General features: G+C 72.6%; 25 protein-coding genes and 1 pseudogene. 21 read left to right on the top strand and 5 right to left on the bottom strand.

Going from position 1 to position 24,746, the window contains the following annotated elements:
- The first annotated feature begins 2 nt into the window (after nt 1–2).
- From ruvX to IOD16_RS25625, 3 genes are read left to right on the top strand one after another with little or no spacing between them, the layout of a single operon-like run.
- Nucleotides 3–515 (top strand): Holliday junction resolvase RuvX, encoded by a 513-nt coding sequence (ruvX, locus tag IOD16_RS25635; RefSeq protein ID WP_123746550.1) that lies wholly within the window; start codon nt 3–5, stop codon nt 513–515.
- Nucleotides 512–1,732: an endolytic transglycosylase MltG gene (gene mltG, locus IOD16_RS25630; RefSeq protein WP_201436450.1), complete on the top strand. Its 1,221-nt coding sequence runs from the start codon at nt 512–514 to the stop codon at nt 1,730–1,732. Before ruvX ends, mltG begins: the two co-directional genes overlap by 4 nt.
- Nucleotides 1,729–2,580, top strand: coding sequence for a shikimate dehydrogenase (locus tag IOD16_RS25625; RefSeq protein WP_201441569.1), 852 nt, complete (start codon nt 1,729–1,731; stop codon nt 2,578–2,580). The genes mltG and IOD16_RS25625 overlap by 4 nt, the downstream gene beginning before the upstream one ends.
- A 172-nt stretch (nt 2,581–2,752) precedes the next feature.
- Here IOD16_RS25625 and IOD16_RS25620 read toward each other — a convergent pair whose 3' ends face one another.
- From IOD16_RS25620 to IOD16_RS25610, 3 genes are read right to left on the bottom strand one after another with little or no spacing between them, the layout of a single operon-like run.
- On the bottom strand, nt 2,753–3,022 hold the full coding sequence (locus IOD16_RS25620; RefSeq protein WP_123746552.1) for an HPr family phosphocarrier protein: 270 nt from the start codon (nt 3,020–3,022) through the stop codon (nt 2,753–2,755).
- A 31-nt stretch (nt 3,023–3,053) separates the two neighbouring features.
- Nucleotides 3,054–4,361, bottom strand: a complete 1,308-nt coding sequence (locus IOD16_RS25615) for a PTS transporter subunit EIIC (RefSeq protein WP_123746553.1) — start codon at nt 4,359–4,361, stop codon at nt 3,054–3,056.
- On the bottom strand, nt 4,358–5,128 hold the full coding sequence (locus IOD16_RS25610; RefSeq protein ID WP_123746554.1) for a GntR family transcriptional regulator: 771 nt from the start codon (nt 5,126–5,128) through the stop codon (nt 4,358–4,360). Before IOD16_RS25610 ends, IOD16_RS25615 begins: the two co-directional genes overlap by 4 nt.
- Nucleotides 5,129–5,294: 166 nt before the next feature.
- Here IOD16_RS25610 and IOD16_RS25605 point away from each other — a divergent pair, with 166 nt between their 5' ends.
- The 9 genes and pseudogenes from IOD16_RS25605 (at nt 5,295) to IOD16_RS25570 (ending at nt 13,361) form a co-directional block, all read left to right on the top strand.
- Nucleotides 5,295–5,531: a glucose PTS transporter subunit EIIB gene (locus IOD16_RS25605; protein ID WP_123746555.1), complete on the top strand. Its 237-nt coding sequence runs from the start codon at nt 5,295–5,297 to the stop codon at nt 5,529–5,531.
- Complete coding sequence (locus IOD16_RS25600) at nt 5,528–5,980, top strand: PTS sugar transporter subunit IIA (RefSeq protein WP_201436449.1); 453 nt, start codon at nt 5,528–5,530, stop codon at nt 5,978–5,980. Before IOD16_RS25605 ends, IOD16_RS25600 begins: the two co-directional genes overlap by 4 nt.
- A gap of 96 nt (nt 5,981–6,076) precedes the next feature.
- On the top strand, nt 6,077–6,634 hold the full coding sequence (locus tag IOD16_RS25595; protein WP_201436448.1) for a prepilin peptidase: 558 nt from the start codon (nt 6,077–6,079) through the stop codon (nt 6,632–6,634).
- A gap of 520 nt (nt 6,635–7,154) precedes the next feature.
- Nucleotides 7,155–8,354: a chorismate synthase gene (gene aroC / locus IOD16_RS25590; protein ID WP_123746558.1), complete on the top strand. Its 1,200-nt coding sequence runs from the start codon at nt 7,155–7,157 to the stop codon at nt 8,352–8,354.
- Nucleotides 8,351–8,869, top strand: coding sequence for a shikimate kinase (locus IOD16_RS25585; RefSeq protein ID WP_201436447.1), 519 nt, complete (start codon nt 8,351–8,353; stop codon nt 8,867–8,869). Before aroC ends, IOD16_RS25585 begins: the two co-directional genes overlap by 4 nt.
- Nucleotides 8,870–9,907 carry a DNA glycosylase AlkZ-like family protein gene (locus IOD16_RS25580; RefSeq protein WP_201436446.1) on the top strand — a complete coding sequence of 346 codons (1,038 nt, stop codon included), beginning with the start codon at nt 8,870–8,872 and terminating at the stop codon, nt 9,905–9,907. It abuts the gene before it with no gap.
- Nucleotides 9,908–9,926: 19 nt separating this feature from the next.
- Nucleotides 9,927–11,039 carry a 3-dehydroquinate synthase gene (gene aroB, locus IOD16_RS25575; RefSeq protein WP_123748497.1) on the top strand — a complete coding sequence of 371 codons (1,113 nt, stop codon included), beginning with the start codon at nt 9,927–9,929 and terminating at the stop codon, nt 11,037–11,039.
- A gap of 353 nt (nt 11,040–11,392) precedes the next feature.
- A pseudogene (locus IOD16_RS41330) lies at nt 11,393–11,654 on the top strand (GNAT family N-acetyltransferase); the annotation flags it as partial.
- 159 nt (nt 11,655–11,813) lie between these two features.
- Entirely contained in the window at nt 11,814–13,361 is a 1,548-nt protein-coding gene (locus IOD16_RS25570; protein WP_236594377.1) for a beta-xylosidase, read from the top strand.
- 64 nt (nt 13,362–13,425) lie between these two features.
- Here the strand turns inward: IOD16_RS25570 and IOD16_RS25565 are convergent, their stop codons facing one another.
- Complete coding sequence (locus tag IOD16_RS25565; RefSeq protein ID WP_201436444.1) at nt 13,426–13,845, bottom strand: B-4DMT family transporter; 420 nt, start codon at nt 13,843–13,845, stop codon at nt 13,426–13,428.
- 146 nt (nt 13,846–13,991) lie between these two features.
- On the opposite strand from IOD16_RS25565, the gene IOD16_RS25560 reads away from it, so the two are divergent.
- The 3 genes from IOD16_RS25560 to nusB all read left to right on the top strand — a co-directional run bounded on the left by IOD16_RS25560 (nt 13,992) and on the right by nusB (nt 16,138).
- Nucleotides 13,992–15,077, top strand: a complete 1,086-nt coding sequence (locus tag IOD16_RS25560; RefSeq protein WP_123746563.1) for a M24 family metallopeptidase — start codon at nt 13,992–13,994, stop codon at nt 15,075–15,077.
- A gap of 76 nt (nt 15,078–15,153) precedes the next feature.
- Nucleotides 15,154–15,717 (top strand): elongation factor P, encoded by a 564-nt coding sequence (efp, locus tag IOD16_RS25555; protein WP_123746564.1) that lies wholly within the window; start codon nt 15,154–15,156, stop codon nt 15,715–15,717.
- Nucleotide 15,718: 1 nt separating this feature from the next.
- Nucleotides 15,719–16,138: a transcription antitermination factor NusB gene (gene nusB, locus IOD16_RS25550; protein ID WP_123746565.1), complete on the top strand. Its 420-nt coding sequence runs from the start codon at nt 15,719–15,721 to the stop codon at nt 16,136–16,138.
- 130 nt (nt 16,139–16,268) lie between these two features.
- On the opposite strand, the gene bldD is transcribed toward nusB, so the two are convergent.
- On the bottom strand, nt 16,269–16,757 hold the full coding sequence (bldD, locus tag IOD16_RS25545) for a transcriptional regulator BldD (RefSeq protein ID WP_015103676.1): 489 nt from the start codon (nt 16,755–16,757) through the stop codon (nt 16,269–16,271).
- 257 nt (nt 16,758–17,014) lie between these two features.
- Here bldD and pyrR point away from each other — a divergent pair, with 257 nt between their 5' ends.
- From pyrR to carB, 6 genes are read left to right on the top strand one after another with little or no spacing between them, the layout of a single operon-like run.
- Nucleotides 17,015–17,587 carry a bifunctional pyr operon transcriptional regulator/uracil phosphoribosyltransferase PyrR gene (pyrR, locus tag IOD16_RS25540; RefSeq protein WP_123746566.1) on the top strand — a complete coding sequence of 191 codons (573 nt, stop codon included), beginning with the start codon at nt 17,015–17,017 and terminating at the stop codon, nt 17,585–17,587.
- Nucleotides 17,584–18,543, top strand: a complete 960-nt coding sequence (locus IOD16_RS25535) for an aspartate carbamoyltransferase catalytic subunit (protein ID WP_201436443.1) — start codon at nt 17,584–17,586, stop codon at nt 18,541–18,543. The genes pyrR and IOD16_RS25535 overlap by 4 nt, the downstream gene beginning before the upstream one ends.
- Nucleotides 18,540–19,820, top strand: a complete 1,281-nt coding sequence (locus IOD16_RS25530) for a dihydroorotase (RefSeq protein WP_201436442.1) — start codon at nt 18,540–18,542, stop codon at nt 19,818–19,820. The genes IOD16_RS25535 and IOD16_RS25530 overlap by 4 nt, the downstream gene beginning before the upstream one ends.
- A complete protein-coding gene (locus tag IOD16_RS25525; protein WP_123746569.1) occupies nt 19,817–20,302 on the top strand; it encodes a PH-like domain-containing protein in 486 nt (161 codons plus the stop codon). The genes IOD16_RS25530 and IOD16_RS25525 overlap by 4 nt, the downstream gene beginning before the upstream one ends.
- On the top strand, nt 20,299–21,426 hold the full coding sequence (gene carA, locus IOD16_RS25520; RefSeq protein ID WP_201436441.1) for a glutamine-hydrolyzing carbamoyl-phosphate synthase small subunit: 1,128 nt from the start codon (nt 20,299–20,301) through the stop codon (nt 21,424–21,426). The genes IOD16_RS25525 and carA overlap by 4 nt, the downstream gene beginning before the upstream one ends.
- Entirely contained in the window at nt 21,426–24,740 is a 3,315-nt protein-coding gene (carB, locus tag IOD16_RS25515) for a carbamoyl-phosphate synthase large subunit (RefSeq protein WP_201436440.1), read from the top strand. Before carA ends, carB begins: the two co-directional genes overlap by 1 nt.
- Nucleotides 24,741–24,746 lie beyond the last annotated feature (6 nt).

Here is a 24,746-nt window from a genome sequence, read left to right as displayed (position 1 = left end):
CATTGACCTCCGCCGACCGCCCCGGCGTCGACGACCCCGGCCTCGGCCGGAGGCTGGGCGTCGACGTCGGCGCGGTGCGCGTCGGGGTGGCGCTGAGCGATCCGGGCGCGTTCCTCGCCACGCCGCTGGTCACCCTGGCGCGTGACGCGAAGACCGGCGGGGACCTGCGTGACCTGGCCGGACTCGTCACCGAGCACGACGTGGTGGAGGTCGTGGTCGGGCTGCCGCGCACCTTGGCGGGCAGGCACGGGCCGGCGGCCGAGGCGGCGTCGGCGTACGCTGCGGCGTTGGCCGAGCGCGTCGCACCGGTTCCGGTGCGGCTCACCGATGAGCGGCTGACCACCGTCACGGCGAGCCGGGTGCTCGCCGAGCGCGGGGTGCGCGGCAAGAAGCAACGCGCCGTCGTCGACCAGGCTGCCGCTGTCGAGATCCTGCAGTCCTGGCTGGACGCACGGGCGCGACAAGTGGCTCGATCCGACGCGGAGCGGGCCCCCGGAGCTAAGGACGGCTCGTGAACGACGACCTCGGGTTGTTCACCGATCCAGAGACCCGCCACGACGAGCGGGTCGCACGCGGCAGGAGCGACGCCGCGGCCCGCCGCGCCAAGCGCAGGCGCAAGCGGACGATCCTGTGGGTCGTCGTGGCGCTGGTGCTCACCGGCGGCGGCGTCGGCGCGTACTACGGCTACCGCACGTTGAGCGGCATCGGCTCGTACGACGACTTCGCGGGCGCGGGCGAGGCGGACGTGGTGGTCGAGGTCAAGGACGGCGACCTCGTCACCACCATCGCGACCACGCTCAAGGAGCAGGGCGTGGTGGCGAGCTCGCGCGCGTTCACCGAGGCGGGCGCCGGCGACTCGCGGGTCACCGCGATCCAGCCCGGGTTCTACCTGATGAAGACCAAGATGTCCGGCGAGGCCGCGGTGGCCCGGATGGTGGACCCGGCGGCGAAGGTCGTGCCGCTGGAGGTCAAGGGCGGCTACGTGCTGCACGACATCACCGCCCCCGACGGCAAGGTCACCAAGGGCATCCTGTCGCTGCTGTCGGACGCCTCCTGCGTCGAGCTGGGCGGCGCCAAGCAGTGCGTGACGCCGGCGCAGCTGCGCGACGCGGCGGACAACGCCGACCCGGCCGCGCTCGGCCTGCCGGACTGGGCGCTGCCCGACGTCCTCGCCGCGCCGAAGTCGAACCGCCTCGAAGGTCTCATCGTGCCGGGCCTGTACCACCTCAAGCCGGGCGCGGACGCGGTCGAGCTGCTCAAGAGCGTGCTCGCCACGTCCCTCACGCGGTTGCAGGGCTACGGCATCCCGTCCGGCACGGGCAAGACGGGTTTCCGGCCCTACGAGGTGCTGGTCATCGCGTCCCTGATCGAGAAGGAAGGCCTGACCAAGGACTTCGGCAAGATCTCGCGGGTGATCTACAGCCGGCTCGCGAAGCCGCAGAAGCTGGAGCTGGACTCCACGGTCAACTACAAGCTGGACCGGCCGATCATCACCACCAGCGACGAGGACCGCGAGGCGTCCGGGCCGTACAACACCTACCAGGTGCAGGGTCCGCCGCCCACCCCGATCGGCTCGCCCGGCCGGGAGGCGATCACGGCCGCGATCACGCCCGAGGACGGGCCGTGGATGTACTTCGTGAAGTGCGAGAAGGACGGCACGTCGTGCTTCACGAACACCTACGACGAGCACCTGGTCGTCTCGGACGACGCTCGCGAGAGGGGCGTCTTCTGACCGCGGTCCAGCCTCGACGCGCGGCGGTCATCGGCTCGCCGGTGGCGCACTCGCTGTCCCCGGTGCTGCACAACGCCGCGTTCACGGCGCTGGGCCTGACCGGCTGGGAGTACACGCGCGTCGAGTGCGTGGCCGAGGAGGTGCCGTCCCTGGTCGCGGGCCTGGACCAGGCGTGGGCGGGTCTGTCGGTGACGATGCCGGACAAGCGCGCGGCACTGGCGGTGGCCACGTCGGCGACGTCGCGGGCCGTGCGGGTGGGGGCCGCGAACACGCTGGTGCCGGTCGACGGCGGGTGGCGTGCGGACAACACCGACGTGGACGGCGTCCTCGGCGCGCTGCGTGCTTCGTGCGGCTTCACGTCCGGCTCGCGCGCGGTGCTGCTGGGCGCGGGCGGCACGGCGACCGCGGCCCTGGTGGCGCTGGCGTCCGTCGGCGTGCGCGCGGTGACGCTGGTGGTCCGCTCGGCGAGCCGGGCGGCGGAGGCGGAGTCGTGCGCGTCCCGCCTGGGCCTGGCGCTGGACGTCGTCACCTGGGACACCGCCGACTTCGCCGCCCTGGCGTCGGCCTCGGACGTGCTGGTCAGCACCGTGCCGCCGGAGGCGACCGAGCCGGTCGCCGACGCGTTGGCCGGGGCGCCGTGCGTGCTGGACGTCATCTACCACCCGTGGCCGACGCCGCTGGCCCACGCCGTGCGGCGCCGGGGCCGCACCCTCGCCACCGGCCTGGACATGCTCCTGCACCAGGCCTTCGGCCAGTCCGAGCAGTTCACGGGCCTGCCCGCGCCGCGCGAGGCGATGCGCGCCGCCCTCCGCGCCGCCACCGGCGACCTCCTCCCCCTCCCTCTCTGACCCGCGCGAGTCCTACATCCAGAACGCGTGAGTCCTACGTTCGGAACGCGTGTGTCCTACGTTCGGAACGCGTGAGTCCTACGTTCGGAACACCCGAGTTGAACGCTCAGCACACGCCGAGGCCCTGCTCGCGCGAGGGTGCGAGCAGGGCCCGGTCGTCGTGCTGAGGGGATCAGCCCTCGTCGAGGTCGGTGGCGATGATCTCCGCGATCGCCTCCAGCGCGGCGTCCGCGCCGTCGCCGTCCGCGGCCAGGACGACCTCGTCGCCGTGCATCGCGCCGAGCGTCATCAGACCCAGCACGCTCGCCGCCTCGACCGGTTGGCCGTCGTCCTTGCGGATGGTGACCTTCACCGGCTGCCCGGCCGCCGCCTTCGCCAGCAGTGCGGCAGGGCGCGCGTGCAGTCCGACCTTGCTCGCCACGGTGACCCGTCGCTCAGGCATGACCCGTCCTCTCGTTCCTTCTCGTCCGCCGTCAGGACGCCGTCGCGTCCGACCGGCCTTCCTTGTCGCGCTTCCCGGCCCGACGACCCCGGTCACCGTCCTCGACGATGCTCGGGTCGGCCTCCGGGTCCTCGTCCTCGCTGCGGCCCGGCGTCCTCAGGTTCCACTTGGTGATGACGAAGCGGAACAGGAAGTAGTAGATGGCCGCGTAGATCACGCCCAGCACCAGGATCAGCAGGGGCTTGGTCGAGATGTTGAAGTTGAGGGCGTAGTCGATGGCGCCCGCGGAGAACCCGAACCCGCTGTGGATGTCGAGCGCGTTGCTGATGGCCAGCGACGTGCCGGTGAGCACCGCGTGGATCACGTACAGCGGCCACGCCACGAACATGAACGCGAACTCGAGCGGTTCGGTCACACCCGTGATGAACGAGGTCAGCGCCGCCGAGCCCATGATGCCCGCGATGACCTTCTTCTGCGTGGGGCGCGCGGTGTGCACGATGGCCAGCGCCGCCGCCGGGAGCGCGAACATGAAGATCGGGAAGAAGCCCGTCATGAACGTGCCCGCGGACGGGTCGCCCGCGAAGAACCGCTGGATGTCGCCGGTCTTGCCCTCGTACTCGCCGAAGACCTGCCACATGAACGTGTTCGGGATGTGGTGCAGGCCCAGCGGGAGCAGCAGGCGGTTGATGGTGCCGTAGATGCCCGCGCCGATGATCGTGCTGCCGGAGATCGCCTCGCCGACCGAGGTCAGGCCCGCGTCGAACCACGGGTAGACCAGGCCCATGACGACCGCGACCGGGATCATCACGCCCGCCACGAGGATCGGCACGAACCGCCGGCCGCCGAAGAACGCCAGGTAGGCGGGCAGCTTGATGCGGTGGTACCGCTGCCACAGCACCGCGGCGATCAACCCGACCACGATGCCGGTCAGCACCGAGTAGTTGATCATCTCCTGCTTGGCGTCCGCCGCCGCGTCCGCGGGCAGCGGCAGCACGAGCGGCGACATCGCCTTGAACACGGCCTCGGTCACCACGAAGCCGACCACGGCGGCCAGCGCGGTGGAACCGTCGCCGCGCCGGGCGAAGCCGATGGCGACACCGACGGCGAACAGCAGCGGCAGGTTGGCGAACAGGGCGTTGCCCGCTCCGCCGATGACGCCGGCCACGGCGTTCCAGCCCAGCCAGTCCTTGCCGAGGATGTCGTCCTGGCCGAGTCGTAGCAGGAGCGCGGCTACGGGCAGTGCGGCGATCGGCAGCATGAGGCTGCGGCCGAATCGCTGCAGCCCGGCCAGACCCTTGATCTCACGACCGCCGGTCGCCTGTGGGGCGCTGGCGCTCATGGGGTACCTCCCTTGGCGGAGTGGTGCGGGCCGGAACCCGGGACGGTCCGGTCCAATTGCATGGTCACCTGGTAGAGATCGCCCCGGTACCAGGACGTCATGTCCTCGACGGGCCTGCCTCGTGAGCTCGAGACCCGGCGGAAGACGAGCAGCGGGCTGCCGGGCCGCACGGCCAGCAGCTTCGCGGTCTCGGGGTCGGCGCCCTCGGCCCACACGGTCTGGCCCGCGTGGTCGAGCTGGACGCCGTACGCGTCGGCGATGAGGGTGTAGAGCGAGGTGGTGAGGTCGTGCCGGTCGAGGTCCGGCACGACCCGCGGGTTGTACCAGCCCCGTTCGACGGCCAGCGGCACGCCGTCCGCCCGGCGCAGCCGCACGAGCCGGCACGCCGGTTCGTGCGGCAGCAGGCCGAGCGCGGCGGTCGCCTCGGGTGACGGCGCCTCCTCGGCGCAGGCCAGCACCTCGGTGGCGGGGGTCAGGCCGCGGCGGCGCATGTCGTCGGTGAACGACTCCAGGTACAGCTGGACGTCCAGGCGGCGGCGAGCGGTGAACGTGCCGCGGCCCTTCGCCCTGGTCAGCAGGCCCTCGGTGACGAGCTGCCCCACGGCGGCGCGTACTGTGATGCGGGACACACCGTACTGCTCGGCGAGGTCGCGCTCGGACGGGATCGACGAGCCCGGCGGGAGCTCCTGCTCGGCCATGCGCCGCAGGATGTCGCGCAGTTGGGCGTGCTTGGGCTTGGGCCCGTCGACGATCTCGTGCCGGCTCATGACACCTCCCCGGTGCTCGCGCGTCCACACCGGCATTGGTACTTTCCGGTCTAGACCAGTTGGTGCGGGGAGGATGCTCCGCGCGCCAACCGGGTGTCAACCGCCGTTACGGGACCGTGCCCGAGCGGTGGCACCCTCAGGGCAGGTGTCGAGAGAGGACTGTGAAGTGGCGGACGACAAGGCGGCGGGGATCCTCGCCGCGCTCGGCGGCGCGGACAACATCGTGGAGATCGAGCCGTGCATCACGCGCCTGCGCTGTGAGTTGGAAGACGGCTCCCTGGTGGACGAGAAGGCGTTGAAGGGCCTGGGCGCGCACGGCGTGATGCGGGCGGGCAACGTCGTGCAGGTGGTCGTGGGGCCCGAGGCCGACACGATCGCCAGCGACATCGAGGACCTGCTGTGACGCTGCGCGTCACCAGCCCGGTCAGCGGGCGCGTCGTGCCGTTGACCGAGGTGCCGGACCAGGTGTTCGCGCAGGCCATGGTCGGTCCGGGGGTGGCGGTCGAGCCGGAGCGAGTGCGGGCGGACGTGGTGTCCCCCGTGGACGGGACCGTGGTGACGCTGCACCCGCACGCGTTCGTCGTGGCCACTTCGGAGGGCGCGGCGGTGTTGGTGCACCTCGGGATCGACACGGTGAAGCGCAAGGGCGAGGGCTTCACGCTGCACGTGGTCAAGGGCGAGGCGGTGCGCGCGGGGCAGCCCGTGGTCACGTGGGACCCGGCCGAGGTGGAGGCGGCGGGCTTCGCGCCGATCTGCCCGGTGATCGCGCTGGACGCGGCGCCGGAGGTGCTGCTGGACCAGGCCGGCGGTCCGGTGGCGGCGGGTGACGCGCTGTTCTCGTGGCGGCGCTGACCCCGGTCCGGGGCTGACGGGACGAGTGCGGGTGAATGGTCCATTCACCCGCACTTCTCGTTGCGCCCCGGGCATTCCCGGGACGACGCTTGGCCCATGGTCATCTCGGGATTCCTGGCCGGCGCGGTGGGCGCCGGGTTGCTCCGCCGCCTCCCTCGCGGTGCGGACGTGTGCTGGCTGTGGTGCGCCGCGCCGACGGCGGTGTTGTGGTTCGTGGCCTGGGCGTTGGCGCCACCGCACTGGCTGCCCGTGCCGCTGCTGCTGGCGTGGCTCGGCGTGCTGCTGACCGTGACCGACCTGCGCCACCGCCGCCTGCCGGACGCGTTGACGCTGCCCGCGTACCCGGCCGTCGGGGTCGCGCTGTGGCTGTCCGGGGCGGACCTGTGGCGCGCGTTGGCGGGATGCCTGCTGTTCGGCGGCTTCCACCTGCTGGTGCGCGTGCTGTCGCCGTCGTCGATGGGCGGGGGAGACGTGAAGCTGGCGGGGCCGTTGGGCGCGGTGCTGGCCTCGGTCTCCTGGCCGGCGCTGCTCCTCGGCGCGGTGCTGGCTAGCGCGGTGACGCTCGTGCTGGGCCTGTGGTGGCGTGGCGACGGCTTACCGCACGGCCCGGGTCTGCTGGCGGCGACGTGGCTGGTCGCGGTGTCGGCCGGGTGAGCGGGGTGGCGATGGCACGCCACCGCTGGACCGTGGTCCGGCCGGACGTCGCCAGATGTCGACGGCGCTGATGTCGGCGGTGGCCTTGATTCCGCATCGTCGCAGGTAGGGGCGGTCGGCCATGGGGCTGTGGCCGGCCGCGACGGGGCCGCGGCGGTCGCAGCACCGCCCACGGAGTCTCCGGCACGGCAGGTTGCCTGGTCGCCGACCCCCGATCACCTGAGACCTCGCCACGTTCCGGCACCGACACTCCGGCCGACCACGCGACGCCGGCCATGACCCGAGCGCGGGCGTTGCCATCGCCGTCGGTCAGGACGAGGGACAGCGGTCGGCGGCGTGGCCGACCTCGCCGTTCCCCGGGCGATTCGTCGGGGCTGTCCCGCGTGATCACGTGGGGACGCCCTGGTCGGAGCGTCGCGGACCGCGGTGGAGGACGGCTGGGCGTCCACTGGGCGGGACACGCCGGGAGCACGCCGGCCTGGCCGTCCGGCCCGCGTTCACACTGTGGAAGGATCGCGGCGTGCTGCGCTGGATCACCGCTGGGGAGTCCCATGGACCGGCCCTCGTCGCCGTGCTGGAAGGCATGGTCGCCGGGGTCGAGGTCACCACTGCCGACCTGACCGCTCAACTCGAGCGCCGTCGGCTCGGCTTCGGTCGGAGCCCGCGCATGGGCTTCGAGGCCGACGAGGTCGAGATCCTCGGCGGTGTCCGCCACGGGCTCACCCAGGGCGGCCCGGTCGCCGTCCGGATCGGGAACACCGAGTGGCCCAAGTGGCAGAAGGTGATGTCCGCCGACCCGGTCGACCCGTCCGAGCTCAAGCCCACCGGCCGCAACGAGGCGCTGACCAGGCCACGTCCCGGCCACGCCGACCTGCCCGGCATGCAGAAGTTCGGCTTCGACGAGGCCCGCCCCGTGCTGGAACGCGCCAGCGCCCGCGAGACCGCCGCCCGCACCGCGCTGGGCACCGTCGCCCGCCACTTCCTCAAGCAGGTCTTCGACGCGGACGTGATCAGCCACGTCGTCTCCATCGGCAAGGCCAAGACGCCCGCCGACGCGCCCGTGCCCGGCCCGGGTGACCTGGCCGCCGTCGACGCGAGCCCCGTCCGGGCCTTCGACGCCCGCGGCACCGAGGCGATGGTGGCCGAGGTCGAGGCGGTGAAGGAGGCGGGTGACACGGTCGGCGGCGTGATCGAGGTCATCGTCTACGGCCTGCCGCCGGGCCTCGGCTCGCACGTCCACTGGGACCGCCGCCTCGACGCGCGGCTGGCCGGCGCGCTCATGGGCGTGCAGGCGATGAAGGGCGTGGAGATCGGCGACGGCTTCACCACCGCCGAGCGCTGGGGCAGCGAAGCCCACGACGAGATCGACCGCGGCCCGGGACCGAAGGGCGTCACGCGGCGCTCCAACCGGGCGGGCGGCCTGGAGGGCGGCATCACCAACGGCGAGCCGCTGCGCGTCCGCGTCGCCATGAAGCCGATCTCGACGGTGCCCCGCGCCCTGTCCACTGTGGACGTCCGGACCGGAGAGCCCGCGGTGGCGATCCACCAGCGCTCGGACGTGTGCGCGGTGCCGCGCGCGGGCGTGGTGCTGGAGTCCGTGGTCGCCCTCGTGCTGGCCGAGACGGCGCTGGAGAAGTTCGGCGGCGACTCGATCGCCGAGACCAAGCGCAACGTCGCCTCCTACCTGGAGGCGCTGGAAGCCCGCTGGGAGGGCCTGTGAGCCCCCGGTTCGTCGTCCTCGGCCCACCCGGAGCCGGCAAGACGACCGTCGGCCGGCTGCTCGCCGAACGCCTCGACGTCGCCTTCCGCGACACCGACGACGACATCGTCGCCACCGCCGGCAAACCGATCTCCGACGTCTTCACCGACGACGGCGAGCCCGCGTTCCGCGCGATGGAGGAACACGCCGTCGCCGAAGGCCTGAACAGCCACGACGGCGTGCTGGCGCTCGGCGGCGGCGCGGTGCTGTCCGCGACCACCCGCGGCCGGCTCGCCGGGCACACCGTGGTCTTCCTGAACGTCGGCATGGCCGAGGGCGTGCGGCGCACCGGCATGTCCAGCGCCCGGCCGCTGCTGGCGGGCGTGAACCCCCGCGCGACCTTCAAGTCCCTGCTGGACGCGCGCCTGCCGCTGTACCGGGAGGTCGCCACGATCGAGGTGACCACCGACGACCTCACGCCGGAGCAGGTGGTCGACGCCGTGCTGCGCCCGACGGGACCGGCGCAAGGGACCTGAGTGGACCTGACCGGGGCGCAGGTCCTCGCACACCGCGCCGCGGCGCAAGGTCTGCACGGCGACGACCCCGACGCGGTGCTGCCGCTGGGCGTGGTGGACAGCCCGCCGAAGACGGGCGCGGCGGCGTTGGGCGTGCGCGGCCGCCGCGAGGACACCGTGGACGCCCGTGACCTGGTCCGCGTGCTGAGCCTGCGCGGCGCACCGCACCTGCACCGCCGCGACGACCTGCCCGCGCTGCGCCGCCAACTCCGGCCACGCACCCCGCGGCAACTGGCGGCCTGGTGCGGCGCGCACCCGACACCCGACCTGGCGCACCTCGACCTCGTCGTCGACGTCCTGCACCGCGAGTTCCCCGGCGACACGGCCACCAAGGGCGAGCTGTCCGCCGCCATCAGCCCGCTGCTGCCCGAGGCCGTCACCCCGCACTGCCCGACCTGCGACGCCCACCACGTCATCGAGAACGTGTTCCGCCTCGCCACGCTCCTCGCGGGCGTCGAACTGGAACACCTGGGCGCGAAGCTCGTGTTCCGCCGCCCGACCGGGAAACCCGACGTCGAAGACCCCGGCGAGCCGGTCCTGCTGCGCGACTACGCGCGGCTCGTCGGCCCGTTCGCCAAGGCCGACGCGGAGAAGTGGCTCGGCGCGGGACCTCAGGACACGTGGCCCGACCTGCGTCCCGTGCGGGTCGACGGCAAACCGCTGCTGGCGCACGAGGACGTGCCGCCTGCGCCCGACCCGCCCGCCGGCCTGCTGCTGTTCCCGCGCGACCCGTACCTGCTCGGCCCGCGCCGCCTGGTCGCCGACCCGGACGTCGCCAAGCGGGTGTGGCGGCCCGTCGGCAGCCCCGGCGCGCTCGTCGTGCACGGCCGGGTCGTGGGCGCGTGGCGGCACGAGTTCCGCGGTCGGACGGTGACGTTCCAGCTCACGGGCTGGTCGAAGGTCAAGGGCACGGCCCGGCGCGCGATCAAGGACCAGGCCGGGGTGCTGGCCGGGGTGTGGGGCGGCGACGTGCTCGGACCGGACGTGGTCGAATGGTGACCCGACGAGGGGAGTGGTGATGGGCGAGCCGGTGCGGATCCGCGTGGCCGCGGAACGACCGTACGACGTGGTGGTGGGCCGCGGCCTGCTCGGCGACCTGGTCGAGACCCTGAAGGGCACGGCGAGGGCGGCGATCGTCCACACGCCGACGTTGGCGGAGACCGCCGAAGCGGTCCGCGGCGAGCTGGAGGCCGCCGGGATCGACGCGCACCGCGTCGAGGTCCCCGACGCCGAGGACGGCAAGGACCTGCGGGTCGCCGGGTACTGCTGGGACGTGTTCGGCCGCATCGGCCTCGGCCGCACGGACGTCGTGGTCAGCCTCGGCGGCGGCGCGGTGACCGACCTGGCCGGGTTCGTCGCCTCCACGTGGATGCGCGGCGTGAAGCTGGTCCACGTGCCCACCACCCTGCTCGGCATGGTGGACGCCGCGGTCGGCGGCAAGACCGGCATCAACACCGACGCGGGCAAGAACCTCGTCGGCACGTTCTACGAGCCGGACGCCGTCATGGTCGACCTGACCACGCTGGAAACGTTGCCGCGCAACGAACTCGTCGCCGGCATGGCCGAAGTGGTCAAGGGCGGCTTCATCGCCGACCCGGTGATCCTCGACCTGATCGAAGCCGACCCGGAAGCCGCCCTCGACCCGTCCGGCGACGTGATCGAGGAGCTGGTCCGCCGCAAGATCCAGGTCAAGGCCGACGTGGTCTCGACCGACCTGCGCGAGTCCGACCTGCGGGAGATCCTGAACTACGGCCACACCCTCGCGCACGCCATCGAACGCCGCGAGCGCTACCGCTGGCGGCACGGCGCGGCGGTCAGCGTCGGCCTGGTGTTCGCCGCCGAACTCGCCCGCCTGGCGGGCCGGCTGGACGACGCCACCGCCGACCGCCACCGCTCGATCCTCACCTCGCTCGGCCTGCCGACCGGCTACGACCCGGACGCGCTCGGCCAGCTCCTGGAGGGCATGCGGTCGGACAAGAAGACCCGCTCGGGCGTGCTGCGGTTCGTGGTGCTGGACGGCCTGGCCAAGCCCGGTCGCCTGGAGGGCCCGGACCCGGCGCTCATCGCCGCGGCCTACTCCGCGGTCGCGTCCGAGCCGAAGCCGAAGTCGGGCGGGAGCATCCTGCTCTGACCGCCCCACCGACCCGACCGTCCCCGGCGAATCGCTCAGCCGACCGCGTCGAGCGATCCGCCCTGGGCTGACCACCAGCCCTGAACCGACCCGGCGACCGTGATCCGGCCATCCGCCCGTCCGCCCCGCGCTCGACCGCCCTGTGGTCGGCCCGGTCGCGTCGATCCCGGCTCGGTCGGCGCGGTGGTCGGGCAGAACCAGCCGTCACATGCACCAGGGGCCGGGTGCCACACCTTCTTTCTTCCGGCAACAAATTCCGGCCTACCATTCATCCCCGACGCTCGTGCCCCTTTCGGGTGATCATCAGAGGACGGTGGCGGGCGGGTGGTGGTGGGGATGGTGGCTGGGGGTTGCACCACGTCGAGTTGTGGGTGCCCGATCTGGGCCGCGCCGAGCACAGCATCGGCTGGTTGCTCACCGAACTGGGGTGGGTCGAGCACCAGCGTTGTCGACGGCCGGGCGGGGGTCGATCGGTTGGCGGTGGCGGCGGCCGGTCACGGGTGGGTGCCGTTGTTCGCGGACAGGTATCCCCACGCGGGTGGTCCCGATCACTATGCCGCGTACCTGGAGAACACGGACGGCTTTGAGGTGGAGCTCGTGGCCTCGTCCGGTTGACACTCGGCAGGGGGAGTCGATCTCTACACTGGACCGCGACCGGGCCGTGGCCGTGGTCCCGGTGTCCGGACGTCGCAGAACCAGAAGGTCGCCAGAACCAGGTCGCCGGAAACAGAAGTGGAGATCCGTCCCGCCATGTCCAGGTCCGGTGTGGGAGCGGTGAGGCTCCTCGGGGCCGCGATGGCCGTCGCGCTGCTGGCGGCCTGCGCTCCGAGCGTCGCCGACCCGGCGTCGGCACCGGCGTCGGCGCCAGGGGTGGCATCGAGGTCGGCGTCCGGCTCGTCCCCCGCGCCGAGCGGCGCCGCCACGTCCGATCCACCGGGCGGCACGGCCGAGCAGGCGCCCAAGCCGGTGCCGCTGACCGCCGACCGGGGCCGGCAGAGCGGCGGTGTGGTGGCGCACGGCGGGGACGCGCCGTACAACTACGGGCCGACGATCCTGCTGGAGGGCGGCCGCCACCGCATGTGGTGGTGCAGCCAGCTCATGGTGGCCGCGCCACCCGGCGACGACCTGCTCTACGCGGAGAGCGCCTCGGCGGCCGGTCCGTTCGCCGCCCCCGGCGGCGCGCAGGCCGTCCCGGTGCTGTCCGGCAGCGTCACGGGCTTCGACGGCGTGCACACCTGCGACCCGTCGGTGATCAAGGTCGGCGACACCTACTACCTCTACTACACCGGCGCGGCGGGTGATCACGCCAACGGCAACGCCATCGGGGTCGCCACCAGCCCGGACGGCACCACGTGGACGCGCGCGGCCGGCGGCAAGCCGATCGTGAGCCCGTCCTACGACGAGGTCCGGGACAACACCTACGGCGCGGGCCAGCCGTCGGTGGTGGTCGTGGACGGCTGGTTCCACCTGATGTTCACCGACACCACCGGCGAGGCCGCCGGGTGGAACGGCGCGGGCCAGTTCGTGCTGCGCTCCAAGGACCCGACGTTCGCCTCCGGCGTGCAGGCCCTCGGGCCCGGCGGCTTCCAGCAGGTGCCCGACACGCGGTCGAAGCGGACCCGCTCGGTGGTCGACGCGTTCAGCGCCGACTGGATGTACGTGGCCGCGCTGCACGCGTTCGTCATCGCCCATGAGACCGAGCACGGCACGACGTTGACCTTCTGGAACAAGGAGTTCACCGCGAACCCGCACCCCCAGGTGCACATCCCGGGCCCCTGGCGGGAAGGCCCCGGCCTGGTCCGCACGCCCCTCGGGCACGCGCCGGTGAACGCCGACGACCCGTGCGGCCGGATCGCGGTGGACGTGGTCCGCGCGACCCTGGACGGCGCGGCGGCGGCCCCGACCGACCTGACCCAGTTCGGGCTCGACCTCGCGAACGTGCCCGGCTGCGCGCACGAGGACTCGGCGCCGCTGCTGCGCGGTTACGCCGTGCCGTCGCCCGCGAACACCACGGACCTCGTGCTGGACGGCGAAGTGGTGCGGCTGGAGCGCCGCTCGGTGACCGACCGGCTCGCCACCAGGGTGCTGAACCGCCGGCCGCCGGTCGTGGACGACCTGCCGGTCGCGGCGGAGGTCCCGGCGGGCGCGAAGGCGGTGCGCGGACCCGACGGCCAGGTCGGGCTGGTGCTGGAGGGCCGGCTGTGGGCGCTCGGCAGGGGCGAGGCCGCGATCGAGGTCGTCACGCTGAACTCGTCGCAGCTCACCTCGGTCACCAAGAAGGAGTGGGACTCCTACGAGAAGGCCGGCGCACTGCGCCGCTGAGCCGGACGTCGACGTCGACGTCGACGCTGGCCCCGGCCCCGGCCCCGGCCCCGGCACGCGACCGCTAGCGCGACCCGTCGGGCCGGCGCGAGTCGTCCGGCTGGGGCAGGGCGTTGCCGACGCCCATCCCGACCGCCGCCGTCGCCATCACCAGCAACGCGGTGAACGCGGCGCCGCCGGTCAGCGCCGGGCCGAGCGACTCGAGCCCCGTCTGGTCCACCCACGACCGGCCGGCCACCCCCACGACCCCGGCCAGGGGGCCCGCCACCAGCGCGGCGGCGAACCACACCATGCCCCGCCCGTCGAGCTGCCGCCACGCGTCCAACGCGCCCCACAGCACGCCGATGACGACCACCAGCCCGATCGCGATGTACCGGGTCGACGAGGCGGCGTCGGGGCTGTGGACGCTCACCGCCGAGGCGCCGGTCTGCACCCCGCCGTGGAACAGACCCAGCCACAACCCTCGGACCAGCCATGCGCGCATGCGCCCCACCCTAAGTCGGTCCGGCGGTCCCACCCAGGGCCCGCCGAGGTCCCCACTATCCGTCACGCGAACCGTCGCACGATTCAGCACGGTTCACCCGATCGAGTGGCAGGGTCAGGCGGTCGACCGGGGCTTAGGCTGCTGGCATGCCGCACTCCACTCGCCGCGCCGCCCTGCGCGCCACGCTCCGGGACCGGGAGCTGGACGCGCTGCTGGTGACCGACCTGCTCAACGTCCGCTACCTCACCGGGTTCACCGGGTCGAACGCGGCGCTGCTCGTGCACGCGGACTCCGACGACGCGACGGTGTTCTGCACCGACGGCCGCTACCTCACGCAGGCCGCCGCGCAGGTGCCGGACCTGCGGCGGGTCATCGACCGGCCGTGCGACGCGGCGCTGGTCGAGCGGGCCGCGAAGGCGGGCGCGGGCCGGGTCGGCTTCGAGAGCCGCCACGTGACCGTGGACGGCCTGGACGTGCTCACCGCCGCCGCCGACGGCGCCGAGCTGGTGCGCGCCGCCGACCTGGTCGAACGGCTGCGGCTGGTCAAGGACGACGCCGAGGTCGAGGCGCTGCGCATGGCGTGCGCGGCGGCCGACCGGGCGCTGGCCGGCCTCGTCGAGCACGGCGGCCTGCGGCCGGGCCGCAGCGAGAAGGAGATCGCCCGCGAGCTGGAGAGCCGGATGCTCGACCACGGCGCGGCCGGGCCGTCGTTCGAGTCGATCGTGGCGACGGGCGCTAACTCGGCGGTGCCGCACCACCGGCCGACCGACGCCCCGGTCCGCGACGGCGACTTCGTGAAGCTGGACTTCGGCGCGCTGGTCGACGGCTACCACTCCGACATGACCCGCACCCTGGTCGTCGGCCGGGCCGCGGACTGGCAGCGCGAGCTGCACCAGCTCGTCGCGGCCGCGCAGGCGGCGGGCCGGGCCGCGCTGGCGGTCGGCGCGCGGGTCTCGGACGTCGACGCGGCGGCGCGCGGCGTGATCGAGGACGCCGGGTACGGCGAGGAGTTCCTGCACGGCCTCGGCCACGGCGTCGGCCTGCAGATCCACGAGGCTCCAGCGCTGTCGAAGGCGGGTGACGGTACACTCTTGCCCGGCATGGCGGTCACCGTCGAGCCCGGTGTGTACCTGGCCGGGAAGGGTGGTGTCCGCATCGAGGACACGCTCGTGGTGCGCGAAGGCGCCCCGGAGCTCCTCACCCTGACCACGAAGGAGCTCGTGGTCATCTGAAGTCGGATCGCCCGAATCGGATTCGTCGGCCAAGCCGACGTCGTCCTCCACTCACGCAACAGGAGAGCCCACCACCGTGGCCACCACCAACGACCTGAAGAACGGCCTGGTGCTGAACCTCGACGGCCAGCTGTGGACCGTCACCGCGTTCCAGCACGTGAAGCCGGGCAAGGGCGGCGCCTTCGTGCGCACCACGTTGAAGCACGTCATGTCCGGCAAGGTCGTGGACAGGACCTTCAACGCGGGCACCAAGGTCGAGACGGCCACCGTCGACAAGCGCGGCATGACCTACCTGTACAAGGACGGCGCCGACTTCGTCTTCATGGACGGCGACACCTACGACCAGATCAGCATCCCGGCCGACACGGTCGGCGACGCGGCGAACTACATGCTGGAGAACCAGGAAGCGATCGTCGCCATGCACGAGGGCGTCGCGCTGTTCATCGAGCTCCCCACCTCGGTCGAGCTCGTGATCCAGCACACCGACCCGGGTCTGCAGGGCGACCGCTCCACCGGCGGCACCAAGCCCGCCACGCTGGAGACCGGCGCGGAGATCCAGGTGCCGCTGTTCGTCACCACCGGCGAGAAGATCAAGGTCGACACCCGCGACGGCCGTTACCTGGGTCGAGTGAACGGCTGAGATGGGCGCACGGAGCAAGGCCCGCAAACGCGCGCTGGACGTCCTCTACGAGGCCGACCTGCGGGGCGCCGACCCGGTGACGCTGATCGCGGACCGGGTCGGTTCGACGGACGTGCCGCCGGTGAACGACTACACGATCGTCCTGGTGGAAGGCGTCACGGCGCACCGCGCGCGCATCGACGACCTGATCTCCGAGCACGCGGAGGGGTGGACGCTGCAGCGCATGCCGGCGGTCGACCGCGCGGTGCTGCGGATCGGGCTCTACGAGCTGCTGTGGGCCGCGGACGTGCCGGACGCGGTCGCGATCGACGAGGCGGTCGAGCTGGCCAAGGGCCTGTCCACGGACGACTCGCCGCGGTTCGTCAACGGCGTGCTCGGCCGGATCGCGGTCATCGCCGACCAGCTCCGGGCCGTGCTCTAGCCACGCGCCACCCGGCCGCGCGCCGCGGCCGCACCTCGCGCGGCCGCGCGCCCGGCGCCTGCCCACGAGCAGGTCACAGGTCGGAAGGGCCACCCATTGGCGAACCGCCGGGTGGCCCTTTTCCGCGTGCTCAGTCCTCCTTGGCCGGACGAGCCTCGGGAGGCAGCACGCCCCAGTCGATGAGCTGCTCGGTCAGCTCGCCGGGCGTCATGTCGTAGATGATCGCCAACGACCGCAGGTCCTCGGTCCGGATGGACAGGACCTTGCCGTTGTAGTCGCCGCGCTGGCTCTGGATGGTGGCCGCGTACCGCGCGAGCGGCCCGACCTTCTCCGCCGGCAGCTGTTGCAGCCGTTCCAGGTTGATGACGATCTTCGTGGCGGGTTCCGCGCCGGACGGAACCCGACCTTCCGGCAGCAGCTCGGCCACCGGGACGCCGTAGAAGTCGGCCAGCTCGGCGAGCTTCTGCACGGTCACGGCGCGGTCGCCGCGCTCGTACGAGCCGACGACCACGGCCTTCCAGCGACCGCCGGACTTCTGCTCGACGCCGTGCAAAGACAAGCCCTGCTGCTGGCGGATCGCGCGGAGCTTTGCCCCCAGCGCCTTGGCGTAGTCGCCCATGTGGCGGTTCTCCGTTCATTCGCCCCGTCAGCCGGTAGGGGACTGCCGCGGGGAGGCTTAGATCAATACGCAGAGTAATGATTGCTCTCCGTGGTCACCAGGTCAAGCTGATCTCGATGGGACAGGTGGGCGAGACCACGCACACCACCCGGAAGATTGACCGCGCGCGCCTGATACGGTGCTGGTCAGCCCGGTCGCAGCCGGGTGTCCGACGTCCTTTAAGGACCCGTCCAGCGAGGCGGGGAAGGAGGTCCACCGTGGCGCCACGTCAACGTGGCGCGACGGACCCGGCCGGGGAGCGAGAGCTCCTGTCGGCCGGCGACGTCGCGCGCACCGTCGCCCGAATGGCCCATCAGATCATCGAGAAGACCGCTCTTGATGCACCGAGCGCACCCGCAGTAGTCCTGATGGGGATTCCGAGCCGGGGAGCGCCGCTGGCCCGCCGGCTGGCCGTCCGCATCGCCGAGTTCTCGGGTGTCGAGGTGCCGACCGGCACGCTGGACGTCACCCTCTACCGGGACGACCTGCGCCGAGGGCCCACCCGCCCGCTGGAGGCGACCAAGCTGCCCGAGGGCGGCGTCGACGACAAGCTCGTGGTCCTGGTGGACGACGTGCTGTTCTCCGGTCGCACGATCCGCGCCGCGCTCGACGCCCTGCGCGACCACGGCCGCCCGCGCGCCGTGCAGCTGGCCGTCCTGGTCGACCGCGGCCACCGCGAGCTGCCGATCCGCGCGGACTACGTGGGCAAGAACGTGCCGACGGCCCGCACCGAGGAGGTCCACGTGCTGCTGGACGAGTTCGACCAGCGCGACGGGGTGGTGCTGCGGTGAAGCACCTGCTCACCACCGAGGGCATCGACCCGGACCAGGCGACGGCCATCCTGGACACCGCGGCGAGCCTCAAGCAGGCCCTCGAAGGCCGTGAGGTGCGGAAACTGCCGACGTTGCGCGGTCGCACGGTCATCACGATGTTCTACGAGAACTCCACCCGCACCCGGGTCAGCTTCGAGATCGCGGGCAAGTGGATGAGCGCGGACGTGGTGAACGTCTCGTCCTCCGGCTCCAGCGTGGGCAAGGGCGAGTCGCTGCGCGACACCGCGCTGACCCTGGCCGCGGCGGGCGCGGACTGCGTCATCGTGCGGCACCCGGCGTCCGGCGCGGCCCACCGGCTGGCCGGCTGGCTGCACGAGGCGGGCACGTCGGTGGTCAACGCCGGCGACGGCATGCACGAGCACCCCACCCAGGCCCTGCTCGACGCGGCCACCCTGCGGGAACGCCTCGGCGACCTGCGGGACCGCCGGATCGCGATCGTCGGCGACGTGCTGCACAGCCGGGTCGCCCGGTCCAACGTGCACCTGCTCACCGCCCTGGGCGCGGACGTGACGCTGGTCGCGCCGCCGACGCTGCTGCCGACCGGGGTGGAGAGCTGGCCGGTGACCGTCTCGCACGAGCTGGACGCCGCGCTGCCCAGCCTCGACGCGGTCATGCTGCTGAGGGTGCAGGCCGAGCGGATGTACGGCGGGCCCGCCGGCGCGGGGGGCAACGGGCACTTCTTCCCGTCGGCCCGCGAGTACTCGATCGCCTACGGCCTGAGCGAGCGGCGGCTGGAGCTGCTGCCCGAGCACGCCGTCGTGCTGCACCCCGGTCCGATGCTGCGCGGCATGGAGATCGCCTCGGCGGTCGCCGACTCGCCCCGCGCCGCCATCACCGACCAGGTGCGCAACGGCGTGCACGTGCGCATGGCCGTGCTCTACCACCTGCTTGCCCACGAGGAGGAGACCGCGTGAACCCCTTGATCCTCAGGGGAGTACGACCGTACGGCGAGGGCGACCCGACCGATGTGCTGATCCGCGACGGCGTGATCGCCGCGATCGGCGGGATCACCGAGGACGCGGACGTGGTCGAGGGGAACGGCGCGGTCCTGCTGCCCGGCTTCGTCGACCTGCACACCCACCTGCGCGAACCCGGCCGCGAGGACACCGAGACCATCGCCACCGGCTCGGCCGCCGCCGCGCTGGGCGGCTACACGGCGGTGTTCGCCATGGCCAACACGAGCCCGGTCGCGGACAACGAGGTCGTCGTCCGGCACGTCGCCCGGCGCGGCCGCGAGGTCGGCCTGGTCGACGTGCACCCGGTCGGCGCGGTCACCGTCGGCCTGGAGGGCGTCAAGCTCGCCGAGCTGGGCACGATGGCCAAGGCCGGCGTGCGGATGTTCTCCGACGACGGCCACTGCGTGCACGACCCGCTGATCATGCGGCGCGCGCTGGAGTACAGCAAGGCGCTGGACGTGGTCGTCGCGCAGCACGCGGAGGAGCCCCGGCTCACCGTGGGCGCGCAGGCGCACGAGGGCGAGCAGGCCTCCCGGCTGGGCCTGCAGGGCTGGCCCGCCGCCGCCGAGGAGTCGATCGTGGCCCGGGACTGCCTGCTGGCGCTGCACGCGGGCGCCCGGCTGCACGTCTGCCACGTCTCCACCACCGGCACCGCCGACGTGCTCAGGTGGGCCAAGGCCCGCGGCACGGAGGTCTCCGCCGAGGTCACGCCGCACCACCTGCTGCTGACCGACGAGCGGCTGGCCACCTACGACCCGGTGAACAAGGTCAACCCGCCGCTGCGCACGGCGGCCGACGTCGAGGTGCTGCGCCGGGCGCTCGCCGAGGGCGTCATCGACTGCGTGGCCACCGACCACGCGCCGCACGCCGTGCAGGACAAGGACACCGAGTGGTCCGCGGCCCGGCCCGGCATGCTCGGCCTGCAGACCGCGCTGTCGATCGTGGTGGAGACCATGGTCAAGACCGGTCTGCTGGACTGGCGGGGCGTGGCGCGGGTGATGAGCGAGCGGCCCGCCGGGATCGCGGGCCTGCCCGACCAGGGCCGGCCGATCGAGGTCGGCGAGCCCGCCAACCTCGTCCTGGTCGACCCGGACGCCACCTGGACGGTGCGCGGCGCGGAGTTCGCCAGCATCGCGGCCAACACCCCGTTCGAGGGCATGGAGCTGCCCGGCGCGGTGGTCGCGACCCTGCTGCGCGGGCGCGTGACGGCGGTCGGCGGAAGGATCCCGGCATGACGCGCGTGCTGCTCTCCCTCGCCGTGCTGGCGATCTTCCTGCTGTGCCTGTACGGCATGTGGCACGGCTGGCGGCGGCGCGCCCGCCGGCAGGCCGGGGTGCTGCCGGAGTTCCCGCAGCCGCCCGCCGAGACCGGCGCGACGATGCTGGAGACGACCGGCGTGTACGTCGGCACCACCATCGGCGACGACTGGCAGGACCGGGTGGCGGTCGGCGACATCGGCCACCGCGCCGAGGCGACCCTCAAGCTCACCGAGAGCGGCGTGCTGGTGGAGCGCACCGGCGCGAGCGCGCTGTGGATCCCGGCGGACCGGGTGGACGGCGCCCGGACGGCCCGCGGCCTCGCGGGCAAGGTGATGACGGCGGACGGCCTGCTGGTCGTGCGCTGGCACCTCGGCGACCAGGTGTTCGACACCGGGTTCCGGGGCGACGACAAGGACGTGTACGAGCAGTGGGTGCAAGCGCTGGGAGGCCCCGCATGAACAACTCGGTCAAGACGAACGCGGCACTGGTGCTGGAAGACGGCCGCGTGTTCCGCGGCGAGGCCTACGGCGCGGTCGGCGCGAGCCTGGGCGAAGTGGTGTTCTCCACCGGCATGACGGGCTACCAGGAGACCCTGACCGACCCGTCCTACCACCGCCAGATCGTGGTGCAGACCGCGCCGCAGATCGGCAACACCGGCTGGAACGACGAGGACGACGAGTCGGGCCGCATCTGGGTCTCCGGCTACGTGGTGCGCGACCCGGCGCGGGTGCCGTCCAACTGGCGGTCCACCCGCACCCTGGACGACGCGCTGGCCGGTCAGGGCGTCGTGGGCATCTCCGGCGTCGACACCCGGATGCTGACCCGCCACCTGCGCGAGCAGGGCGCGATGCGCGCGGGCGTGTTCTCCGGCGACGACCTCGGCGGCGTCGAGGAGATGCTGGACCGCGTCCGCAGCGCGCCCGCCATGGTGGGCGCGGACCTCGCGGGCGACGTGACCACGCCCGAGCCGTACGTGGTCGAGGCCGTCGGCGAGCGCCGCCTCACCGTCGCCGCGCTCGACCTGGGCATCAAGTCCAACACGCCGCGGATGATGGCCGAGCGGGGCATCGAGGTGCACGTGCTGCCGCTGACCTCGACCCTGGACGACCTGGTCGCGGTGCGGCCGGACGGCGTGTTCCTGTCCAACGGGCCGGGCGACCCGGCCACCCAGGCGCACGCGGTCGAGCTGACCCGCGGCGTGCTCGACCGGCGGATCCCGCTGTTCGGCATCTGCTTCGGCAACCAGATCCTCGGCCGCGCGCTCGGCCGCGACACCTACAAGCTGCGCTACGGCCACCGGGGCATCAACATCCCGGTGATCGACGTGGCGACCGGCAAGGTGGCGATCACCGCGCAGAACCACGGGTTCGCGCTGGAGGGCGAGCCGGGGGAGGAGTTCACCTCCGACTTCGGCCGTGTGCTGCTGAGCCACTACTGCCCCAACGACGGCACGGTCGAGGGCGTGCGGGCCTTGGACGTGCCCGCGTTCAGCGTGCAGTACCACCCCGAAGCCGCGGCCGGTCCCCACGACGCCGCACCGCTGTTCGACGAGTTCGTGACGATGATGGGCGAGGGCCGCTGATGCCGAAGAGGACTGATCTCAAGCACGTGCTGGTCATCGGCTCCGGCCCGATCGTCATCGGCCAGGCCTGCGAGTTCGACTACTCCGGCACCCAGGCGTGCCGGGTGCTGCGCGAGGAGGGCCTGCGGGTCTCCCTGGTCAACTCCAACCCGGCGACGATCATGACGGACCCTGAGTTCGCCGACGCCACCTACGTCGAGCCGATCACCCCGGAGTTCGTGGAGAAGGTCATCGCGGCCGAGCGGCCGGACGCCATCCTGGCCACGCTGGGCGGCCAGACCGCGTTGAACACCGCCATCGCGCTGCACGAGCGCGGCGTCCTGGAGAAGTACGACGTCGAGCTGATCGGCGCGGACATCGACGCCATCCAGCGCGGCGAGGACCGGCAGATCTTCAAGGACCTGGTCCGCAAGATCGGCGCGGACGTGCCGCGCAGCGCGGTCTGCAAGACCATGGACGACGTCCGCGCGACCGTCGCCGACCTGGGCCTGCCGGTCGTCATCCGGCCGTCGTTCACCATGGGCGGCCTCGGCTCCGGCATGGCGCACACCCCCGAGGAGCTGGAGCGGCTGGCCGCGAGCGGCCTGGCCGAGTCCCCGGTCACCGAGGTGCTGGTCGAGGAGAGCGTGCTCGGCTGGAAGGAGTACGAGCTGGAGCTGATGCGCGACCGCAACGACAACGTGGTCGTCGTCTGCTCCATCGAGAACATCGACCCGATGGGCGTGCACACCGGCGACTCGGTGACCGTGGCCCCGGCGATGACGCTCACCGACCGCGAGTACCAGCACATGCGCGACGTCGGCATCGCGGTCATCCGCGAGGTCGGGGTGGACACCGGCGGCTGCAACATCCAGTTCGCGATCCACCCCGGGAACGGCCGCATGGTCGTCATCGAAATGAACCCGCGCGTCTCCCGCTCGTCCGCGTTGGCGTCGAAAGCGACCGGTTTCCCGATCGCCAAGATCGCCGCGAAACTCGCCATCGGCTACACGCTCGACGAGATCCGGAACGACATCACCGGTGAAACTCCGGCCAGTTTCGAACCGACGCTGGACTACGTCGTGGTGAAGGTGCCGCGGTTCGCGTTCGAGAAGTTCCCCGGCGCGGACAGCACCCTCACCACGACCATGAAGTCGGTCGGCGAGGCGATGTCCATCGGCCGCAGCTTCGTGGAGGCCCTGGGCAAGGCGTTGCGCTCCATGGAGACGAAAGCCGCCGGTTTCTGGACCGTGCCCGACCCTTCGGGCACGGACCCCGCCGTGACGCTGGAGTCCACTCTGGACGCCCTGCGCAACGGCCACGACGGGCGTCTGTACACGGTGGACCGCGCGCTGCGCCTCGGCGCGACGATCGAGCAGGTGCACGAGGCCTCGCGGATCGACCCGTGGTTCATCGAGCAGCTGGCCTGGCTGGTCGACCTGCGCGGCGAGCTCGAGGACGCGCCCGTGCTGGACGAGCGGCTGCTGCGCAAGGCCAAGCGGGCGGGCCTGTCCGACCGGCAGGTCGCCGCGCTGCGCCCGGAGCTGGCCGGCGAGGACGGCGTGCGCTCGCTGCGCCACCGGCTGGCCGTGCGGCCGGTGTTCAAGACGGTGGACACCTGCGCCGCCGAGTTCGCCGCCAGGACGCCCTACCACTACTCGGCCTACGAGCTGGACCCCGACGCCGAGAGCGAGGTCGCCGAGCAGCGCGACAAGCCGAAGGTGCTGATCCTCGGCTCGGGACCGAACCGGATCGGGCAGGGCATCGAGTTCGACTACTCGTGCGTGCACGCGGCCATGGCGCTGCGCGCGGCCGGGTACGAGACCGTGATGGTCAACTGCAACCCGGAGACCGTCTCCACCGACTACGACACGGCCGACCGGCTGTACTTCGAGCCGCTGACGTTCGAGGACGTGCTGGAGGTGTTCCACTCCGAGCAGCGCTCCGGCACGGTCGTGGGCGTGATCGTGCAGCTCGGCGGCCAGACGCCGCTGGGCCTGGCGCGGCGCCTCGCGGACGCGGGCGTGCCCATCGTGGGCACCCCGCCGCACGCCATCCACCTCGCCGAGGAGCGCGGCGCGTTCGGCCAGGTCCTCGCCGACGCCGGGCTGCCCGCCCCGAAGTACGGCATGGCCACCTCGTTCGCGCAGGCCAAGGCCATCGCCGACGAGATCGGCTACCCGGTGCTGGTGCGGCCCTCGTACGTGCTCGGCGGTCGCGGCATGGAGATCGTCTACGACGAGGACACCCTCCAGGGCTACATCCAGCGCGCCACCGAGGTCAGCCCGGAGCACCCGGTGCTGGTCGACCGGTTCCTCGACGACGCCATCGAGATCGACGTGGACGCCCTCTACGACGGCCACGAGGTGTTCATCGGGGGTGTGATGGAACACATCGAGGAGGCCGGCGTGCACTCCGGCGACTCGGCGTGCGCCCTGCCGCCGATCACGCTCGGCGAGTCCGACGTCGAGGCGGTCCGGCGGTCCACGCTGGCCATCGCCGAGGGCATCGGCGTGCGCGGCCTGCTCAACGTGCAGTACGCCCTCAAGGACGACGTGCTGTACGTCCTGGAGGCCAACCCGCGCGCCTCGCGCACCGTCCCGTTCGTCTCCAAGGCCACGGCGGTGCCGCTGGCCAAGGCCGCCGCCCGGATCATGCTCGGCGCCACCGTGGCCCAGCTGCGCACCGAGGGGCTGCTGCCCAAGACCGGCGACGGCGCCAAGCTGCCGCCGCACGCCCCGGTCGCGGTCAAGGAGGCCGTGCTGCCGTTCCACCGGTTCCGCACGCCGGAGGGCAAGGGCGTCGACTCGCTGCTCGGCCCGGAGATGAAGTCGACCGGCGAGGTCATGGGCATCGACGTGTCCTTCGGCATGGCCTACGCCAAGTCCCAGACCGCCTCCTACGGCTCCCTGCCCACGTCGGGCCGGGTGTTCGTGTCGGTGGCCAACCGGGACAAGCGGGCCATGATCTTCCCGGTCAAGCGGCTCGCCGACCTGGGCTTCGAGGTGCTGGCCACCGCCGGCACGGCCGAGGTGCTGCGCCGCAACGGCATCCCCTGCACGATCGTGCGCAAGCACTTCGAGGGCGCCGACAACATCGTGGACGCCATCCTCGCGGGCACCGTCGACATGATCATCAACACCCCGTACGGCAACCACGGGCCACGCGTGGACGGCTACGAGATCCGCACCGCGGCCGTGGCCAAGGACATCCCCTGCGTGACCACGATCCAGGGCGCGGCGGCGGCCGTGCACGGCATCGAGGCCGCGATCCGCGGCGACATCGGCGTGCGGCCCCTCCAGGCCCTCCAGGCGGCCCTGCGGGGTGACGCGTGAGGGTCG

This window comes from Saccharothrix sp. 6-C (assembly GCF_016695385.1).
Classification (GTDB): Bacteria; Actinomycetota; Actinomycetes; order Mycobacteriales; family Pseudonocardiaceae; genus Actinosynnema; species Actinosynnema texasense.
This window is presented reverse-complemented; position numbering and strand designations above follow the sequence as displayed.

What these genes read in the sequence shown, in the direction of transcription:
- bldD (WP_015103676.1), bottom strand. Translation starts at nt 16,757, where the DNA reads ATGGGCGACTACGCCAAGGCGCTGGGGGCAAAGCTCCGCGCGATCCGC.
- aroB (WP_123748497.1), top strand. Translation starts at nt 9,927, where the DNA reads ATGGGCGAGCCGGTGCGGATCCGCGTGGCCGCGGAACGACCGTACGAC.
- carA (WP_201436441.1), top strand. Translation starts at nt 20,299, where the DNA reads ATGAACAACTCGGTCAAGACGAACGCGGCACTGGTGCTGGAAGACGGC.
- IOD16_RS25610 (WP_123746554.1), bottom strand. Translation starts at nt 5,128, where the DNA reads ATGAGCCGGCACGAGATCGTCGACGGGCCCAAGCCCAAGCACGCCCAA.
- nusB (WP_123746565.1), top strand. Translation starts at nt 15,719, where the DNA reads ATGGGCGCACGGAGCAAGGCCCGCAAACGCGCGCTGGACGTCCTCTAC.
- IOD16_RS25615 (WP_123746553.1), bottom strand. Translation starts at nt 4,361, where the DNA reads ATGAGCGCCAGCGCCCCACAGGCGACCGGCGGTCGTGAGATCAAGGGT.
- IOD16_RS25595 (WP_201436448.1), top strand. Translation starts at nt 6,077, where the DNA reads ATGGTCATCTCGGGATTCCTGGCCGGCGCGGTGGGCGCCGGGTTGCTC.
- IOD16_RS25525 (WP_123746569.1), top strand. Translation starts at nt 19,817, where the DNA reads ATGACGCGCGTGCTGCTCTCCCTCGCCGTGCTGGCGATCTTCCTGCTG.
- IOD16_RS25560 (WP_123746563.1), top strand. Translation starts at nt 13,992, where the DNA reads ATGCCGCACTCCACTCGCCGCGCCGCCCTGCGCGCCACGCTCCGGGAC.
- IOD16_RS25620 (WP_123746552.1), bottom strand. Translation starts at nt 3,022, where the DNA reads ATGCCTGAGCGACGGGTCACCGTGGCGAGCAAGGTCGGACTGCACGCG.
- IOD16_RS25565 (WP_201436444.1), bottom strand. Translation starts at nt 13,845, where the DNA reads ATGCGCGCATGGCTGGTCCGAGGGTTGTGGCTGGGTCTGTTCCACGGC.
- carB (WP_201436440.1), top strand. Translation starts at nt 21,426, where the DNA reads ATGCCGAAGAGGACTGATCTCAAGCACGTGCTGGTCATCGGCTCCGGC.